This window comes from Kitasatospora sp. NPDC004614 (genome assembly GCF_042873675.1).
Taxonomy (GTDB): Bacteria; Actinomycetota; Actinomycetes; order Streptomycetales; family Streptomycetaceae; genus Kitasatospora.
Genome location: NZ_JBIALR010000015.1, coordinates 53,679 through 70,523 on the forward strand (window position 1 = coordinate 53,679; position 16,845 = coordinate 70,523).

General features: G+C 70.5%; 17 protein-coding genes. 11 read left to right on the plus strand and 6 right to left on the minus strand.

The genetic code is table 11. From position 1 onward, the window contains the following. Positions 1-26 precede the first annotated feature (26 nt). The 6 genes from ACFYST_RS26620 to ACFYST_RS26645 all read right to left on the minus strand — a co-directional run bounded on the left by ACFYST_RS26620 (position 27) and on the right by ACFYST_RS26645 (position 7,676). The gene (locus tag ACFYST_RS26620) at positions 27-749 is read right to left on the minus strand and encodes a VWA domain-containing protein (protein WP_387865978.1); all 723 of its coding nucleotides are present in this window, start codon (positions 747-749) and stop codon (positions 27-29) included. 4 nt (positions 750-753) lie between these two features. Continuing rightward, a complete protein-coding gene (locus ACFYST_RS26625) occupies positions 754-1,779 on the minus strand; it encodes an ADP-ribosylglycohydrolase family protein (protein WP_387865980.1) in 1,026 nt (341 codons plus the stop codon). A 37-nt stretch (positions 1,780-1,816) separates the two neighbouring features. After that, positions 1,817-3,115 carry a DUF2786 domain-containing protein gene (locus tag ACFYST_RS26630; RefSeq protein ID WP_387865983.1) on the minus strand — a complete coding sequence of 433 codons (1,299 nt, stop codon included), beginning with the start codon at positions 3,113-3,115 and terminating at the stop codon, positions 1,817-1,819. A 74-nt stretch (positions 3,116-3,189) separates the two neighbouring features. Further along, complete coding sequence (locus tag ACFYST_RS26635) at positions 3,190-5,172, minus strand: serine/threonine-protein kinase (RefSeq protein WP_387865985.1); 1,983 nt, start codon at positions 5,170-5,172, stop codon at positions 3,190-3,192. Positions 5,173-5,253: 81 nt separating this feature from the next. Continuing rightward, a complete protein-coding gene (locus tag ACFYST_RS26640; protein WP_387865988.1) occupies positions 5,254-6,900 on the minus strand; it encodes a transporter in 1,647 nt (548 codons plus the stop codon). Continuing rightward, positions 6,897-7,676 carry an ABC transporter ATP-binding protein gene (locus ACFYST_RS26645; protein ID WP_387644442.1) on the minus strand — a complete coding sequence of 260 codons (780 nt, stop codon included), beginning with the start codon at positions 7,674-7,676 and terminating at the stop codon, positions 6,897-6,899. Before ACFYST_RS26645 ends, ACFYST_RS26640 begins: the two co-directional genes overlap by 4 nt. 278 nt (positions 7,677-7,954) lie before the next feature. Between ACFYST_RS26645 and ACFYST_RS26650 the strand changes: the two genes are divergently transcribed. The 11 genes from ACFYST_RS26650 (at position 7,955) to rpsS (ending at position 16,787) form a co-directional block, all read left to right on the plus strand. Further along, entirely contained in the window at positions 7,955-8,440 is a 486-nt protein-coding gene (locus ACFYST_RS26650) for a DUF1707 and DUF4190 domain-containing protein (protein WP_387866100.1), read from the plus strand. Between the two features lie 313 nt (positions 8,441-8,753). Further along, positions 8,754-9,125 carry a 30S ribosomal protein S12 gene (rpsL, locus tag ACFYST_RS26655; protein ID WP_014144289.1) on the plus strand — a complete coding sequence of 124 codons (372 nt, stop codon included), beginning with the start codon at positions 8,754-8,756 and terminating at the stop codon, positions 9,123-9,125. 2 nt (positions 9,126-9,127) lie between these two features. Further along, complete coding sequence (gene rpsG / locus ACFYST_RS26660; RefSeq protein ID WP_030457432.1) at positions 9,128-9,598, plus strand: 30S ribosomal protein S7; 471 nt, start codon at positions 9,128-9,130, stop codon at positions 9,596-9,598. Positions 9,599-9,637: 39 nt separating this feature from the next. After that, positions 9,638-11,743, plus strand: coding sequence for an elongation factor G (fusA, locus tag ACFYST_RS26665; RefSeq protein WP_387644446.1), 2,106 nt, complete (start codon positions 9,638-9,640; stop codon positions 11,741-11,743). Between the two features lie 199 nt (positions 11,744-11,942). Continuing rightward, positions 11,943-13,136, plus strand: coding sequence for an elongation factor Tu (tuf, locus tag ACFYST_RS26670; RefSeq protein WP_030457430.1), 1,194 nt, complete (start codon positions 11,943-11,945; stop codon positions 13,134-13,136). A gap of 506 nt (positions 13,137-13,642) precedes the next feature. After that, positions 13,643-13,951, plus strand: coding sequence for a 30S ribosomal protein S10 (gene rpsJ / locus ACFYST_RS26675; protein ID WP_012785157.1), 309 nt, complete (start codon positions 13,643-13,645; stop codon positions 13,949-13,951). A gap of 14 nt (positions 13,952-13,965) precedes the next feature. Further along, positions 13,966-14,613, plus strand: coding sequence for a 50S ribosomal protein L3 (rplC, locus tag ACFYST_RS26680; protein WP_100587175.1), 648 nt, complete (start codon positions 13,966-13,968; stop codon positions 14,611-14,613). A 5-nt stretch (positions 14,614-14,618) separates the two neighbouring features. Then, entirely contained in the window at positions 14,619-15,296 is a 678-nt protein-coding gene (gene rplD, locus ACFYST_RS26685; RefSeq protein WP_387644451.1) for a 50S ribosomal protein L4, read from the plus strand. Beyond that, on the plus strand, positions 15,296-15,613 hold the full coding sequence (gene rplW / locus ACFYST_RS26690; protein ID WP_100587177.1) for a 50S ribosomal protein L23: 318 nt from the start codon (positions 15,296-15,298) through the stop codon (positions 15,611-15,613). Before rplD ends, rplW begins: the two co-directional genes overlap by 1 nt. Positions 15,614-15,657: 44 nt before the next feature. Further along, the gene (rplB, locus tag ACFYST_RS26695) at positions 15,658-16,494 is read left to right on the plus strand and encodes a 50S ribosomal protein L2 (protein ID WP_043914588.1); all 837 of its coding nucleotides are present in this window, start codon (positions 15,658-15,660) and stop codon (positions 16,492-16,494) included. A gap of 11 nt (positions 16,495-16,505) precedes the next feature. Continuing rightward, the gene (gene rpsS / locus ACFYST_RS26700) at positions 16,506-16,787 is read left to right on the plus strand and encodes a 30S ribosomal protein S19 (RefSeq protein ID WP_043914586.1); all 282 of its coding nucleotides are present in this window, start codon (positions 16,506-16,508) and stop codon (positions 16,785-16,787) included. Positions 16,788-16,845: the final 58 nt, after the last annotated feature.

The window sequence follows — 16,845 nt, forward strand, 5'->3', positions numbered from 1 at the left end:
TGCAGGCCGACCACGGCACAGGCCGGTCAGCCGCCGTCCAGGGTCCCGGCAGCGCGGGCCGCGGTGAGCCACTCCGGGAAGCCGGTCAGCAGGTGGTCGTACAGGTCGGCGTCGGTGTGGGCGCGCGGGTCCTGGCCGGCGGGGAAGAAGCCGGCGTTGTCGACCGGGCGGCGGGCGGGGACGGGGAGTTCGTCGAGGCGGCGGAGGAAGGCGAACTCCTGGTCGGCGGGGTCGCCGAAGCCCACGAACTGCCAGTAGATCGGGAGTTCGGCGGCCAGGCAGAGCATGTCCCGGGCGGCCGCCCGGGAGGTGGGGCCGCCGTCGGTCTGGAACACCACCAGGGCCGGGTCGGTGGCGCCGGAGAGCTGGTAGTGGCGGATCACCGCCTTCATCGCCAGGTGGTAGTTGGTCCGGCCCAGGTGCCCCAACGCGGAGTGCAGGCGGCCGATCCGGTTCAGGTGGTCGTCGAGGGAGATCTCGGCGATGCCGTCCACCCCGGTGGAGAAGAAGACCACCGGCACCCGGCCGTCGTCGTCGAGGTGCGCCGAGAGCGCCAGCACCTGCTCGGCGAAGTGCTGGACGGCCCCGGACCGGTAGTGGGGCCGCATCGAGCCGGAGCGGTCGAGCACCAGGTAGACGGCGGCCCGGGCGTGCTGGAGCCCGCGCTTGGTCAGGCTCACCCGCGCGGACTTGTACAGGTCGATCAGGCCGGGCGCGGTGGCCGACACCTTCTCCAGACTCAGGCCCACCGGATCACCCGACCGGCAGCGGGTAGCGGTCGGCGAGCGCCGCCCGGTCGCCGCAGGCGTGGGACACCAGGTCGTCGGCCACCTGCAGCAGGACGTCCCGGCCCTCGACGATCGCGCACCAGTCGGCGGGCAGCGCGGACAGGCCGTACATCGCGCCGACCAGGTTGCCGCAGACCGCGCCGGTGGAGTCGCTGTCGCCGGAGTGGTTGACCGCCAGCACCAGCGCCTCGCGGGCGTCGGCACCGACCAGCGCCGCGTACACCGCGACGGCCAGGCACTCCTCGGCGATCCAGCCCAGGCCGACCCGCTCCACCGACTCCGGCGAACCCGGGCCCTCGTCGGCCACCCGCACCGCCCGGCGCAGCGCCTCGGTGGTCTCCGCGTTGGTCGGCATCGCCACCAGCCTCGCCAGCGTCGAGGCCACCGCCGCCCGCAGCGGCACCCCGGCCGACACCCGTTCGATCAGCGCGGCGAACGCACCGGCCGCCAGATATCCCGTCGGGTGACCGTGTGTCAGCTGCGCGGCCAGCGCGGCCTGCCGGAACGCCTCGTCCGCGCCCAGGCCGGCCAGTCCGAACGGCGCCGAGCGCATCACCGTGCCGCAGCCCTTCGAGCCCGGGTTCACCGGGCCCTCCTGGCCGAACGGGACGGCCTCCGTGTAGTCCAGCACCACGCCCGTCATGCAAGCGTTGCCCGGCGCGCGGGACGCGTACAGGAACTCCTGCCCGGCCAGCCAGCCGTCCGGGAAACGCTCGGGGCCCGGCAGCCGTTGGGTCTGGAACCAGCGCCGGTACGCGGCGTGCAGGTCCTCGCGGCGGCCGCCACGCAGCAGGCCCTCCGCGGTGAACAGGGTCATCTGAGTGTCGTCGGTGATCTGGCCGCCGCGGTCGGCGTCCGCCAGGTCGGTCAGGCCGGCCTCGCCGTGCCGCTGCCGGATGGTGTCCAGCCGCAGGAACTCGATCGGCCACCCCAGCGCGTCGCCCAGCGCACCGCCGACCAGCGAGCCGCGCACCCGCTCCGAGAACTCCATCCGCAATCCCCCCTCGTTGAGCTGCGCCGACGCCCTGTCAGCGCTCGATCCGTCCCGAACCCCGGTGCAGCGTGGCCCGGTCGGCGGCGGCCCGGCCCTCGACCCAGCCCTCGCCGTCACTCACCCGCACCCGCTGAGACACGAGCTTCGGGAACATCCTGCCCACCGCATCGTCCACGGCCTCCGCCCGGGCCGCCAGTACCGGCAGCAGCCCCCCGTCCGGGGCCGGCACCGGCAGCGAACCGCCGCCGTCCTCGACACCGCCCGGCTCGCCCGGTTCGGTGGGGCGCCCGGCCGCCGCGTCCTCGGTGGCCCGCTCGGTGGCCTCCGCCAGCCGCTCCCGGATCCGCGCAGCGTACGCCACCAGGAACGACTGCCGGAACGCCTTCGTCCGGGCCGCGCCGTCCTTGTGCTTGCGGCTGCCCGCCCGCTGCATCGCCGAAGTCGCCTGCACCAGCAGCGAGGTGTACAGCAGCTCGACGCAGTCCAGGTCGGCGTCGAACCCGATCACCGTGCAGAACCCGAACTCCTTCGCCCACACCACCCGGCACCGGTTCGCCGCCGCCACCGCGTCCAGCAGCATCGTCTTCGGGCCCTCGTACGGGTTGTCCACGCCGATCCGCAGCGCCGCCGGCTCGTCCGCAGAGGGCCCGCCCGCCGACAGCAGCGCCTCGTCGATCGAGTGACGCGCCATCAACTCCTGGGCCTTCGCGGTCAGCGCCTCCGCCTCGTCCGGGAACTCCGTCGACTCGGCCTTCGCCAGCAGCGCCCGGATCCGCCCCAGCATCCGCGGCTCCCCGCTGCGCGGCGCGCTCACCCGCGGCGCGGACTGCCCCGGCGCCGGGCCCACCGGCTGGACGGGCGGCAGCAGCGCCCAGGTCCGCAGCAGCTCCAGCACCGCCGTGGCCAGCGCGAACCGGTCCAGCCGGTGCCGGTCCGCGAACGCCTGCAGGTACGCCTCGTCGGACGGCCACCAGGGCTCCGCCTCCAACTCCCGCAGCTGCTCCCGCCACCGGCGGTCCAGCGCGGCGGCGGGGTGCCGGCGGCCCTCCGCGGCGATCAGGTCCACCGCCAGGGCGACCTGCACCGGGCCCAGCTCGCGCCGCGCCACCCGCACCAGGTCGGCCGGCCGCCAGCCCGCCGCCCAGCACCGGCCCACCGCCCGGTCCGCGAAGCCCAGCAGCGCCCGGCTCACCAGCGGCCACCGGTCCGCGGACGCCGCCAGCAGCGAGGCCGCGCCGTCCACCACGAACTCCAACCCGTCCGCCGGCGCGCCCGTCACCCGGCCCACCGCCTCCGCCAGCAGCTCGTCCACGGGCTGATCGGTGCTGGTCACGGCGGTCCTGCTTCCTGGGGGCACGGGGGAGGGGCGCTCCCCATGATGCCGGAGCGCGCCGACCGGCGAGTCCGTCAGCCGGCCAGGGCCTCCCAGCCGCGGGCGATCTGCCGCTGCGCCGGGGTGCCGTCGGCGGTGAGCAGCGCCAGCAGCGCGGCCCCGTCGGCGGGGCGGTCGGCGAGGTCCTTGGCGAGGGCGCGCTCGACGGCGTCGGCCAGCGCCGGGTCGAGCGCGCGGACGGCGGCGATCCCGGCCGGGGACGGGGCCTCGTTGACGATCCGGTGGTACACGACGTACTGGTTGGCGGTGGCGAACGGGCTCTCGCCGTACGCCGCGCAGACCAGGCAGCAGGCCCACGCCCAGACGTCCGCCGCCGGGCCGACCGGGCCCTCGGCCAGCTGCTCCGGGGCCATGAAGACGGGCGTGCCGACCATGCCGCCGGTCCGGGTCAGCCGGGTGTGGTCGGTCATCAGCGAGATGCCGAAGTCCAGCAGCTTGGGGCCGTCGCTGGTCATCATGATGTTGGACGGCTTCAGGTCGCGGTGCACCAGCCCGCCGCGGTGCAGGGCGTCCAACGCGACGGCCAGCGCCACCGCGAGCGCGCGCAGCGCGGCCGGGTCGGCGAGGGTGCCGCGCTCGCGCAGCAGGGCCTGCAGGGGGCGGCCGTCGAGCAGCTCCATGGCGATGAACGGGGTGCCGTCGGCGACGCCGGTGTCCAGCACCCGCGCGGTGTGCGCGGCGGGCGCCTGGGCCAGCACCTTCGCCTCGTTCTCGAACCGGCGGTGCAGTTCCTCGTCGTGCTCGGTGTCGGCGTGCAGGGTCTTCAGCGCGACCTGGGTGGCGGAGCCCTGACGGCGCGCCAGGTAGACGGTGCCGAACCCGCCGGAGCCGATCAGCCCGAGCAGCCGGTACGCGCCGATCGCGGTGGGCGCCCCGTTCGGCAGCGGCTTGGCGTCGACGGTCGGCAGCCCGTCCCGGTCGCGCACCGTGCTGCCCAGCACCGTCGGCGTGGCCGCGGCGGCGGGGGAGCCACTCACCGTGGGCTCGGCCGCGAACCGGGCCGCCGCCTCGGCCTGTTCGGCGTCCCGGGCGGCCCGCAGCGCCTCGGACTCGGCGACCACCGCCCGGGCGATCTCGGCGTCCCGGGCGGCGACCTCCGCCTCGGTCTGCGCGACGGCGGCCCGCGCGGCGGCCTCCCGCTCGCGGCGGGTGCGCTGCGCCGCGCGGGTCTCGCGGATCGACTGCAGGCGGGCGGAGGCGGCCGCACCGAGCGTGTCGACGGTGTCCCGGACCGCCCCGGCCGGCGCCTCGGCGGACGCGGCGACGCCCGTCAGCGGCGGCGCGGCGGCGGCCATCGGCAGCAGGTTCAGCCGACGGGTGGCGTACAGCGAGCACAGCTGCCACGCCACCAGCGCGATCAGCGCGCCGTTCGGCAGCACCAGCGGCATCAGCAGGAACTGGGCGGCGAGCACCGGCACCAGGTAGCGGCGCAGCCAGGAGTGCTCCCAGGTGCCGGACGGCATCCGGGTGCACAGCACCAGGAACCGGGTACGGGCCCACAGCAGCTGCCACAGCGCGGTCAGCACGAAACCGGTCAGCGCCGCGCCGAGCCCGCCCTGGCCGCCGAACAGCGCCGGCAGCGCGCGTGCCGCCAGCCACGGCGGGGTGGTGCGCACCATCACCTGGTCGGCGATATCCGTCGACTCCGTGAATTGGTAGTGGTCGGCGATCCACATCAGCACGGTGAGCGCGCCGCCGATCAGCACGGGCAGCACGAGCTCCACCGCGGAGGCGATCCACTGCGGCGGGTATGCACTGGACAGCGCCCGCAGTTCGGACCGGCGGCGGGAGGCGTCCCCGGCGAACAGGGTGCGGATCTGGGCCCGCCGCGCGCGGCTCAACAGCCGGGCCCGGTAGCCGTGCTGACTGCGGCCGAGGGCGAAGACGGTGATCAGCCGCAGCACCAGCAGCATGACGAGCACCGGCAGCACGGTCTGCTGCCAGAGCGGGCTGTCCACCCAGCCGTAGTGCGGGCCGGCCTCCGCAGCGATGCGCATCGTGTTCCCTCCCCCGTGCGCACGGGTCGGCCCCGGGCGCGCACGCATGATAGCGGCGGGCCCGGGGCCGGAAGGGGACGGTCAGCGCTCGATCACCCGGGCGAGGACCTCCGGCAGCCGCTTGATCAGCCCGCCGGACGCCACCCGGATGCCGAGCAGGGCCATCCCGGCGCCGTACAGCACGCCGACCGGCAGGATCGGCCAGGGCGACTGGTGCGAGATCAGCAGGATGCCGAGGGCGATGCCGATCGGCGCGCAGCCCAGCGAGACGCCGATCATCGAACCGAAGGCGTTGAGCATCACCACGCCGTTCTGCCCGGGCGCGGCACTGCGCATCGGGTTGCCGTCGGCGGGCACCGCGTACGGGGCGTAGACGCTCATCACGCTGCCCAGGCCGACGCTGGTGCCGAGGGCGGCGAAGGACACGCCGAGCGCGGGCGCGAGTTCCGCCCACCTGCCGGTGACGGCGGCCAGCACCGAGCCGACCAGCAGCAGCACGAGGACGCCCTGGGCGAGGATGGCGTACACCCGGCCGCGCAGTTCGTCGCGGGCGTCCCGACGGGTGATCAGGGTGGAGGCGACCATCCAGAACCCGGAGCCGTCCATGCCGAACAGGTTGCCGGACTGCAGGCCGAGCATCAGCCCGCCGATCGCGATCACGTACACCGAGCCCCAGCCCTGGACCACCGACATCGCCGCGATCACGCAGGTCATGCCGATGCCGGTGAAGATCGCCGCCTTGGCGCGGGGCTCGCGCCAGGTGTACCGCAGGTGCCGCTGGGCGACGGTACCGGCCCGGCCGGCGGGCAGCAGCCGCCAGGCGCGGGAGCCCGAACCGGAGTGCACCGAGGACGCCTCCACCAGGGTGGAGGCGTCGCCGGAGACCATCAGGGCCTGCAGGCTGCGCAGCCACCAGCGCAGCAGCACCGTCAGCAGGCCGCCGGCGAGCGCGAGTTGCAGCGCCGCGACCAGGTAGGAGCCCTCGCCGGCCGAGCGCACCGCGTCGATCGCGGAGACCGGCGGGATCCAGCGCAGCACCGCCGCGTACGGCTGCAGCACCGACAGGTCGAGGCCCTGGTCGGGGCTCCGGAAGGAGCTCTGCATGCCCAGGTTGCCGAGCTGGATCAGCACCGCGAACAGCAGGCCGCCGAAGATCGCGAAGTCCTTGCCGCGCCGGCTGGACAGCAGCCGGGCGTTGGCGGCGGCCACCGAGCGGCTCAGCGCGATCAGCACCAGCAGGGTGAGCGGCACCGCGAGCACCGCGACGGCGGCGGACGCGGCGCCCTGCCCGGCGGTGACGGCGGCGCCGATCAGCAGCAGCAGGCCGACCAGCGGGCCGGGTCCGACCAGGCTGCCGATCAGGGTGCCGCGCAGCAGGGCGCGCGGCCGCAGCGGCAGCATGGTGAGCCGGGTCGGGTCGGCGCTCTCGTCGCCGGCGAAGAAGAACAGCGGCATGGCGGCCCAGCTGACGGCCAGTCCGGCGGTGAGCATCACGGCGACGTCGGCGGCGCCCGCGTGCCCGCGCAGCACCACCATTCCGGCGGCCGCGGACACGCCGAACAGCAGCCCGAAGCAGGTGCCGGCCAGGTAGCCGGCGGCCCGGCCGGGGCTGCGCCGCAGGCCGTTGCGCAGCAGCCGGACCTTGAGCGAGACCAGCGTGCGGACGACGGCCCGGTCGTCGGCGGTGGGGGAGACGGTGCGGGAGGTGGTGGGGGAGGTGGTGCTCACCGGTGGCCCCCACCGAGCCAGCCGAGCGCGTGCCCGTCGTCCTCGCGGACGCCGATCAGCCCGAGGAACGCTTGCTGCAGCGAGGTCTCGCCACGCACCTGGTCGAGCGGCCCGGCGGCGACCACCCGCCCGGCGCTGACCACGGCGACCCAGTCGCACAGCGACTCGACGAGTTCCATGACGTGGCTGGAGAACACCACGGTGGAGCCGGAGGCGGCATACCGGGTGAGCACGCCGCGGATGGTCTGCGCGGACACCGGGTCGACGCCCTCGAACGGCTCGTCCAGGAACAGCACGTCGGGGTTGTGCAGCAGCGCCGCGGCCAGGCCGATCTTCTTGCGCATGCCGGTGGAGTAGTCGGCGACCAGCTTGTCGGCGGAGCCGGTCAGGTCGAGCACGGCCAGCAGTTCCTCGGCGCGCCGGTCGGTCTCCGGGCCGGGCAGGCCGCGCAACCGCCCGTTGTACTGGAGCAGTTCGCGCCCGCTGAGGCGTTCGAACATCCGCAGTCCCTCGGGCAGGATGCCGATCCGGGACTTGACCGCGACCGGGTCCTGCCAGACGTCGGCGCCGTGTATCAGCACGGTGCCCTGGTCGGGCCGGAGCAGGCCGGTGACCATCGACAGCGTGGTGGTCTTGCCGGCGCCGTTGGGGCCGACCAGTCCGATGAACGAGCCGGCGGGCAGATCGAGGTTGAGTCCGGCGACGGCGGTCTGTGCGCCGAAGCGCTTCCACAGGTCGCGGATCGAGACAGCGGGCGGCGTGGTGGTCGCCTCCATGGCGGGTGGTCTCCTTGTCGGGGTCGGTCCCTGGCCGGTCGGTTCGACCCTATGATCATTTCTTTACCTTTCCATCCCCCATGTGGCGGTATTGCCCCTTACTGGGGCGGCAGTTCGTCGCCCCCCGGCAACTACCCGGGCAGCCCGTTCGTCCTGCATCCTGAGAAGCGCGCGCGCAGCGCGGGGAACGGGAGGTGGCCGTGATGACCGGTCAGTGGGGAACGCCGGCGCCGTACGGGCAGCAGCCCTGGCACCCGGCGCCGACGCCGCAGTCCGCGATGCGCGCCGCGCACGCCGACCGCGAGCGCACCGTGGACGTGCTGAAGGCCGCCTACGCCGAGGGCCGGATCACCGCCGACGAGTACGAGCACCGGCTGACCTCCGCCCACCAGGCCGCCACCTACGGCCAGTTGTCCGTGCTGGTCGCCGACCTGCCGTCCGGGCCGATGGTCGCCCCGTTCGGCGCTCCCGTCCCGGCGACCTTCATGCCGCTGCCCCCGCCGCTGCTCCCGCCGCCCGTCCCGCCGCGCAACGGCCTGGCGACGGCCTCGGCGATCCTGGGCAGCCTGACGCTGTTCACCGGTGGCCTCACCGGCCTGCCCGCCGTGATCACCGGCCACATCGCCCGCTCGCAGATCCGCCGCACCAAGGAGGATGGCGACGGCCTGGCGATCCTGGGGCTGGTGTTCGGCTGGCTCTCGATCGCCGGCTGGGCGCTGTTCTTCCTGCTGATGGTCATGGTGGCGAGCAGCGGGCCGCACTGAGCGCGGGGCCGCCGTGCCTGGTCCGGGCGGTGCCCGGCCCGGCGCGCCCCATTTGTTTTGACCGCCGCCTGTGCGCTAGGTACGCTCTGACCTTGTGCCTGGGGTGTGCCCGGGTCCTTGTGCGTGCCAGCAGACCGGCCGCCGTAGCGGAGACTCCACCCGCTCGGCCTGTGCCGATGACGCAGCTCAGCTCGGGATTCCGTGATTCTTCCCCCGAAGAAGGCCCAACACGCCCGACCGCGTGGGTCGGAGGGTGTGGGCCACACCGCAGGTTAGTTCCACCAAGCCTTGGCACACAGAAAACGGAGAAACGGTGCCTACGATCCAGCAGCTGGTCCGAAAGGGCCGGCAGGACAAGGTCGAGAAGAACAAGACGCCCGCACTGAAGGGTTCGCCCCAGCGTCGCGGCGTCTGCACGCGTGTGTACACGACCACCCCGAAGAAGCCGAACTCGGCTCTCCGCAAGGTCGCCCGTGTGCGCCTCACCAGCGGGATCGAGGTCACCGCTTACATTCCGGGCGAGGGCCACAACCTGCAGGAGCACTCCATCGTGCTGGTCCGCGGTGGCCGTGTGAAGGACCTTCCTGGTGTCCGCTACAAGATCATCCGCGGTTCGCTCGACACCCAGGGTGTCAAGAACCGCAAGCAGGCTCGCAGCCGCTACGGCGCCAAGAAGGAGAAGTAAGAATGCCTCGTAAGGGCCCCGCCCCGAAGCGCCCGGTCATCATCGACCCGGTCTACGGCTCCCCGCTGGTGACCTCGCTGGTCAACAAGATCCTGCTGCACGGCAAGCGCTCCACCGCCGAGCGGATCGTCTACGGCGCCCTCGAGGGTGTCCGTGAGAAGACCGGCGCCGACCCGGTTGTCGCGCTGAAGCGCGCGCTGGAGAACGTCAAGCCGACCCTCGAGGTCAAGTCCCGCCGCGTCGGTGGCGCCACCTACCAGGTGCCGGTCGAGGTCCGTCCGGGCCGCGCCAACACCCTGGCGCTGCGCTGGCTGGTCGGTTACTCCCGCGCCCGTCGCGAGAAGACCATGACCGAGCGTCTGCTCAACGAGATCCTCGACGCCAGCAACGGTCTGGGCGCTTCCGTGAAGCGTCGCGAGGACACCCACAAGATGGCCGAGTCCAACAAGGCCTTCGCGCACTACCGCTGGTAGTCCGAACCCCGTCACTAGACAGAGAGAGAACGAGCCACCATGGCTGCAACCTCCCTTGACCTCGCCAAGGTCCGCAACATCGGGATCATGGCGCACATCGACGCGGGCAAGACCACCACCACCGAGCGGATCCTGTTCTACACCGGTGTGTCGTACAAGATCGGTGAGGTCCACGATGGCGCTGCCACCATGGACTGGATGGAGCAGGAGCAGGAGCGCGGCATCACCATCACGTCCGCCGCGACGACCTGCCACTGGACCCTCGACGGTGTTGAGAACACGATCAACATCATCGACACCCCGGGCCACGTCGACTTCACCGTCGAGGTGGAGCGCTCGCTGCGCGTCCTCGACGGTGGCGTGACCGTGTTCGACGGCGTCGCCGGTGTCGAGCCCCAGTCCGAGACCGTGTGGCGGCAGGCTGACCGCTACGGCGTCCCGCGCATCTGCTTCATCAACAAGCTGGACCGCACGGGCGCCAACTTCTTCTTCTGCGTGCAGACCATCGTGGACCGCCTCGGCGCCACCCCGCTGGTCATGCAGCTGCCGATCGGTGCCGAGGCCGACTTCACCGGCGTCGTCGACCTGGTGAAGATGAAGGCCCTGGTCTACTCGGCCGACGCCCCCAAGGGCGAGATGTACGACACCGTCGAGATCCCGGCCGACCTGGCCGAGCAGGCGGCGGAGTACCGCGAGGCCCTGATCGACACCGTGTCGAACATCAGCGACGAGGTGATGGAGCTCGCCCTCGAGGGCGAGGACATCCCCGAGGAGCTGCTGGTCGCCGCGATCCGCAAGGGCACCCTGGAGTCGTCCTTCACCCCGATCTTCTGCGGCTCCGCGTTCAAGAACAAGGGCGTTCAGCCCCTGCTCGACGCGGTCGTGAAGTACCTGCCGTCGCCGCTCGACATCGAGGGCATCGAGGGTACGAAGCCGGGCAACGACGAGGAGAAGATCGTCCGTCAGGCTTCTGACGACGAGCCGCTCGCCGCCCTCGCGTTCAAGATCATGTCTGACCCGCACCTGGGCAAGCTCACCTTCGTCCGCGTGTACTCCGGCCGCCTGGAGTCCGGCACCTCGGTGCTGAACTCCGTCAAGGGCAAGAAGGAGCGCATCGGCAAGATCTACCGCATGCACGCGAACAAGCGTGAGGAGATCGACTCGGTGGGCGCCGGCGACATCATCGCCGTCATGGGCCTGAAGCAGACCACCACCGGTGAGACGCTGTCCGACGAGAAGCAGCCGGTCATCCTGGAGTCCATGGACTTCCCGGCCCCGGTCATCCGCGTCGCGATCGAGCCCAAGTCCAAGGGCGACCAGGAGAAGCTGGGTGTCGCCATCCAGCGCCTGGCCGAGGAGGACCCGTCCTTCCAGGTCAACACCGACGAAGAGACCGGCCAGACCATCATCGCGGGTATGGGCGAACTGCACCTCGAGGTGCTGGTCGACCGTATGCGCCGTGAGTTCAAGGTCGAGGCCAACGTCGGCAAGCCGCAGGTCGCGTACCGCGAGACGATCCGCAAGGCCGTCGAGCGTATCGACTACACGCACAAGAAGCAGACCGGTGGCTCCGGCCAGTTCGCGAAGATCCAGATCGCGATCGAGCCGCTCGAGTCCGGCGAGGGCTACGAGTTCCTCAACAAGGTCACCGGTGGCCGCGTCCCGCGCGAGTACATCCCGTCGGTCGACGCCGGTTGCCAGGAGGCCATGGAGTTCGGCGTTCTCGCCGGTTACCCGCTCCAGGGCGTTCGCGTGACCCTGCTCGACGGTGCGGCGCACGACGTCGACTCGTCCGAGCTCGCGTTCAAGATCGCCGGTTCCATGGCGTTCAAGGAAGGTGCCCGCAAGGCGTCGCCGGCTCTGCTCGAGCCGATGATGGCCGTCGAGGTCACCACCCCCGAGGACTACATGGGCGACGTGATCGGCGACATCAACTCCCGCCGTGGCCAGATCCGGGCCATGGAGGAGCGTCACGGTGCCCGCGTCGTCAAGGCGCTGGTGCCGCTCTCCGAGATGTTCGGCTACGTCGGTGACCTGCGCAGCAAGACCTCTGGTCGCGCAAGCTACTCGATGCAGTTCGACTCGTACGCCGAGGTTCCGCGGAACGTGGCGGACGACATCATCGCCAAGGCCAAGGGCGAGTGACGTCCCGGTAATCGGGATGAATCAGACCCTTTAGGCTAGAAGGAGGGCACCCGGGCGTCACCCGTCCGGGTTCCGCCCGGGAGCCCTCCGGCACCCCCACCCGCGGGACGGCATGGGGCGCGACCAGCGCCCCGTTCCAAACCCGATCCAGACCAACTGACGTCGTACGGCGTACAGAACTGTCCTCAGGAGGACTGCAGTGGCGAAGGCGAAGTTCGAGCGGACGAAGCCCCACGTCAACATCGGCACCATCGGTCACATCGACCACGGTAAGACCACGCTGACCGCGGCCATCACCAAGGTGCTGCACGACGCGTACCCGGACATCAACCCCTTCACGCCGTTCGACCAGATCGACAAGGCGCCGGAGGAGCGTCAGCGCGGTATCACCATCTCGATCGCGCACGTCGAGTACCAGACCGAGGCGCGTCACTACGCCCACGTCGACTGCCCGGGTCACGCGGACTACATCAAGAACATGATCACCGGTGCGGCCCAGATGGACGGTGCGATCCTCGTCGTCGCCGCCACCGACGGCCCGATGCCGCAGACCAAGGAGCACGTCCTCCTGGCCCGCCAGGTCGGCGTCCCCTACATCGTTGTCGCCCTGAACAAGGCCGACATGGTGGACGACGAGGAGATCCTGGAGCTCGTCGAGCTCGAGGTTCGTGAGCTCCTCTCCGAGTACGAGTTCCCGGGCGACGACCTGCCGGTCGTCCGCGTCTCCGCGCTGAAGGCGCTGGAGGGCGACAAGGAGTGGGGCGAGAAGCTCCTCGGCCTGATGCACGCGGTCGACGAGGCCATCCCGACCCCGGCTCGCCTCACCGACCAGCCGTTCCTGATGCCGATCGAGGACGTCTTCACGATCACCGGTCGTGGCACCGTCGTCACCGGTCGTATCGAGCGTGGCATCCTCAAGGTCAACGAGACCGTCGACATCATCGGCATCAAGACCACCAAGACCACCACCACGGTCACCGGTATCGAGATGTTCCGCAAGCTGCTCGACGAGGGCCAGGCCGGTGAGAACGTCGGTCTGCTGCTCCGTGGCATCAAGCGCGAGGATGTCGAGCGCGGCCAGGTCATCATCAAGCCGGGTTCGGTTACCCCGCACACCGACTTCGAGGCCCAGGCCTACATCCTGTCGAAGGACGAGGGTGGCCGTCACACCCCGTTCTTCAACAACTACCGCCCGCAGTTCTACTTCCGTACCACGGACGTGACCGGCGTCGTGACCCTCCCCGAGGGCACCGAGATGGTCATGCCGGGCGACAACACCGCCATGACCGTCGCGCTGATCCAGCCCGTCGCCATGGAGGAGGGCCTGAAGTTCGCCATCCGTGAGGGTGGCCGTACCGTCGGCGCCGGCCAGGTCACCAAGATCGTCAAGTAATTGCCGATCTGACCTCTGGTCAACTGCAGGGCCCGGTCCGCTCCCGCGAGGGAGGGGGCCGGGCCCTCGGCATGTCCGGGCGGCCCCGCCGGGCGCACCCGGTGTGACGTGCACTGCTACGGGCGATACCGATTGGCGTATCGGCCGCAATCTGTGGCAGGATGACTGAGTTGCTCGGTTGAGTACCGATGCTGCGCGCCTCCCGTCGGGAGGACTGGAAGCGAGTCCCATGTACTCGTCGTTCCCGTGAATGGCCGTTCATGTGCCCACGTGCTGTGTGTGGGTGCAGTGGTGTGTAAGCGACACCGCGGCAGCTGCGGGGCGAAAGTACGGGAATCTTCCGGGAAGCGTACGCGGGGTATCAGCCCGGCTCACCTCTCTCCAGCAGTTTGAAGCCGACGAATCTGTTCGCCGGTTTTTTGCAGGCGCGAGTGCGACACGCCCGAGCGCGGGGGTCGGAGGTGGGTCGCGAGGCAACGTACGACACAAAGGACTACGGAGTAGCCATGGCGGGACAGAAGATCCGCATCCGGCTCAAGGCCTACGACCACGAGGTCATCGACTCCTCGGCGAAGAAGATCGTCGAGACGGTGATCCGCACTGGTGCGCAGGTCGCGGGCCCGGTGCCGCTGCCCACTGAGAAGAACGTTTACTGCGTCATCCGCTCGCCGCACAAGTACAAGGACTCGCGCGAGCACTTCGAGATGCGCACTCACAAGCGTCTGATCGACATCCTCGACCCCACGCCGAAGACGGTTGACTCGCTGATGCGTCTCGACCTGCCGGCGGGCGTCGACATCGAGATCAAGCTCTGAGAGGCGCACCGAAGATGGCTAAGCAGATGAAGGGCATCCTGGGCGAGAAGCTCGGCATGACCCAGGTCTGGGACGAGAACAACCGGGTTGTCCCGGTGACCGTCGTCAAGGCTGGGCCCAATGTCGTGACCCAGGTCCACACCGCCGACAGCCCGGCCGGCTACGACGCCGTCCAGATCGGCTTCGGCGAGATCGACCCCCGCAAGGTGAACAAGCCCCTCCAGGGCCACTTCGCCAAGGCCGGTGTCACCCCCCGCCGCCACCTGGTTGAGCTGCGTACCTCGGACGCGTCCGAGTACACCCTGGGCCAGGAGATCACCGCTGAGCTGTTCGAGGCGGGTGTCAAGGTCGACGTGACCGGCACCTCCAAGGGCAAGGGCTTCGCCGGTGTCATGAAGCGTCACAACTTCAAGGGCCTCGGCGCCGGTCACGGCACCCAGCGCAAGCACCGTTCGCCCGGCTCCATCGGTGGCTGCGCCACCCCGGGTCGTGTGTTCAAGGGCATGCGCATGGCGGGTCGGATGGGTCACGAGCGCGTGACCACCCAGAACCTGACCGTGCACGCGGTCGACGCGGAGAAGGGTCTGCTGCTCATCAAGGGCGCGATCCCGGGTCCGAACGGCGGCCTCGTCCTCGTCCGCACCGCGGCGAAGGGGCTGTGAAGGATATGAGCACCATTGACATTCTGTCGCCGGCCGGCGACAAGGCCGGCAGCGTCGAGCTGCCCGCCGAGATCTTCGACGCCAAGGTCAGCGTTCCGCTGATGCACCAGGTCGTCGTCGCGCAGCTCGCTGCGGCCCGTCAGGGCACTCACAAGGTCAAGCGTCGTGGCGAGGTCCGTGGTGGCGGCAAGAAGCCGTACCGCCAGAAGGGCACCGGTCGCGCCCGCCAGGGTTCGACCCGCGCGCCGCAGTTCGCCGGTGGTGGCGTCGTGCACGGTCCCGTGCCGCGTGACTACTCGCAGCGGACCCCGAAGAAGATGATCGCCGCCGCCCTGCGCAGCGCGCTCACCGACCGGGCCCGTCACGAGCGCATCCACGTCGTGACCGGCGTGACCGCGACCGAGGCGCCGTCGACCAAGGCCGCCAAGGCCCTGTTCGGCAAGATCTCCGAGCGCAAGAACCTCCTCCTGGTGGTCGAGCGCGAGGACGAGCTGGGCATCCTGTCCGCTCGCAACCTGGCGAACGTGCACATCCTGGACGCCGGCCAGCTGAACACCTACGACGTGCTCGTCTCCGACGATGTGGTCTTCACCCAGGCCGCCTTCGAGCGTTTCGTGGCCGGTCCGGCCGCGTCCGCCAAGGCCGTTGCTGCTGAGGGCGAGCTCGAAGGGACTGCCGCCTGATGAGCGAGATCACCTCCAAGACGTTCACGGACCCCCGTGACGTCCTGATCAAGCCGGTCATCTCGGAGAAGAGCTACTCGCTCCTCGACGAGAACAAGTACACGTTCGTCGTGGCGCCGGGTGCCAACAAGACCCAGATCAAGCAGGCCGTCGAGTCGGTCTTCTCGGTCAAGGTCGAGGCCGTGAACACGCTGAACCGCCAGGGCAAGCGCAAGCGCTCCAAGACGGGCTTCGGCAAGCGCAAGGACACCAAGCGCGCGATCGTGACGCTGGCCGAGGGCAACCGCATCGACATCTTCGGTGGTCCGGTCTCCTGACGCCACGTCAGGGACTGCGATCGTCGTAAAGGACGAGGACAGAAATGGGTATCCGCAAGTACAAGCCGACTACGCCGGGCCGTCGTGGCTCGAGCGTGGCCGACTTCGTCGAAATCACGCGGTCCACGCCGGAGAAGTCGCTGGTTCGCCCGCTGCACAGCAAGGGCGGCCGTAACAACGCCGGTCGTGTCACTGCTCGCCACCAGGGTGGCGGTCACAAGCGCGCCTACCGTCTGATCGACTTCCGTCGTCACGACAAGGACGGCGTGCCGGCCAAGGTCGCTCACATCGAGTACGACCCCAACCGCACCGCGCGCATCGCGCTCCTGCACTACGCGGACGGCGAGAAGCGCTACATCATCGCCCCCCGTGGCGTTGCGCAGGGTGACCGGATCGAGAACGGCGCTGGCGCCGACATCAAGCCGGGCAACAACCTGCCGCTCCGCAACATCCCGGTCGGTACCACCATTCACGCGGTGGAGCTCCGTCCCGGCGGTGGCGCCAAGCTGGCCCGTTCCGCGGGTTCCGGCATTCAGCTGCTCGCCCGTGAGGGTCGCATGGCGCACCTGCGCATGCCCTCCGGTGAGATCCGCCTGGTGGACGCGCGCTGCCGCGCGACCGTCGGCGAGGTCGGCAACGCCGAGCAGTCGAACATCAACTGGGGCAAGGCCGGCCGTATGCGCTGGAAGGGCGTCCGCCCGACCGTGCGTGGTGTGGCCATGAACCCGATCGACCACCCGCACGGTGGTGGTGAGGGTAAGACCTCCGGTGGTCGCCACCCGGTCTCGCCGTGGGGCAAGCCCGAGGGCCGCACCCGTCGCCCGAACAAGGCGTCGGACAAGCTCATCGTGCGCCGCCGCAAGACCAACAAGAAGCGCTAGGAGCAGGTCAGATGCCGCGCAGTCTCAAGAAGGGCCCCTTCATCGACGGCCACCTTCAGAAGAAGGTGGACGTGCAGAACGAGGCGGGCACGCAGAACGTCATCAAGACCTGGTCCCGTCGTTCCGTGATCTCCCCGGCCATGCTCGGCCACACGATCGCGGTTCACGATGGCCGCAAGCACGTCCCGGTGTTTGTCACCGAGTCGATGGTCGGCCACAAGCTCGGCGAGTTCGCTCCCACGCGCACCTTCAAGGGGCACGTGAAGGAAGACCGCAAGTCGAAGCGTCGCTAATCGCTTCCGAGCTGTAGCGCCAGAACGACAAAGTGACTTACTCCATTAAGGGGACAAC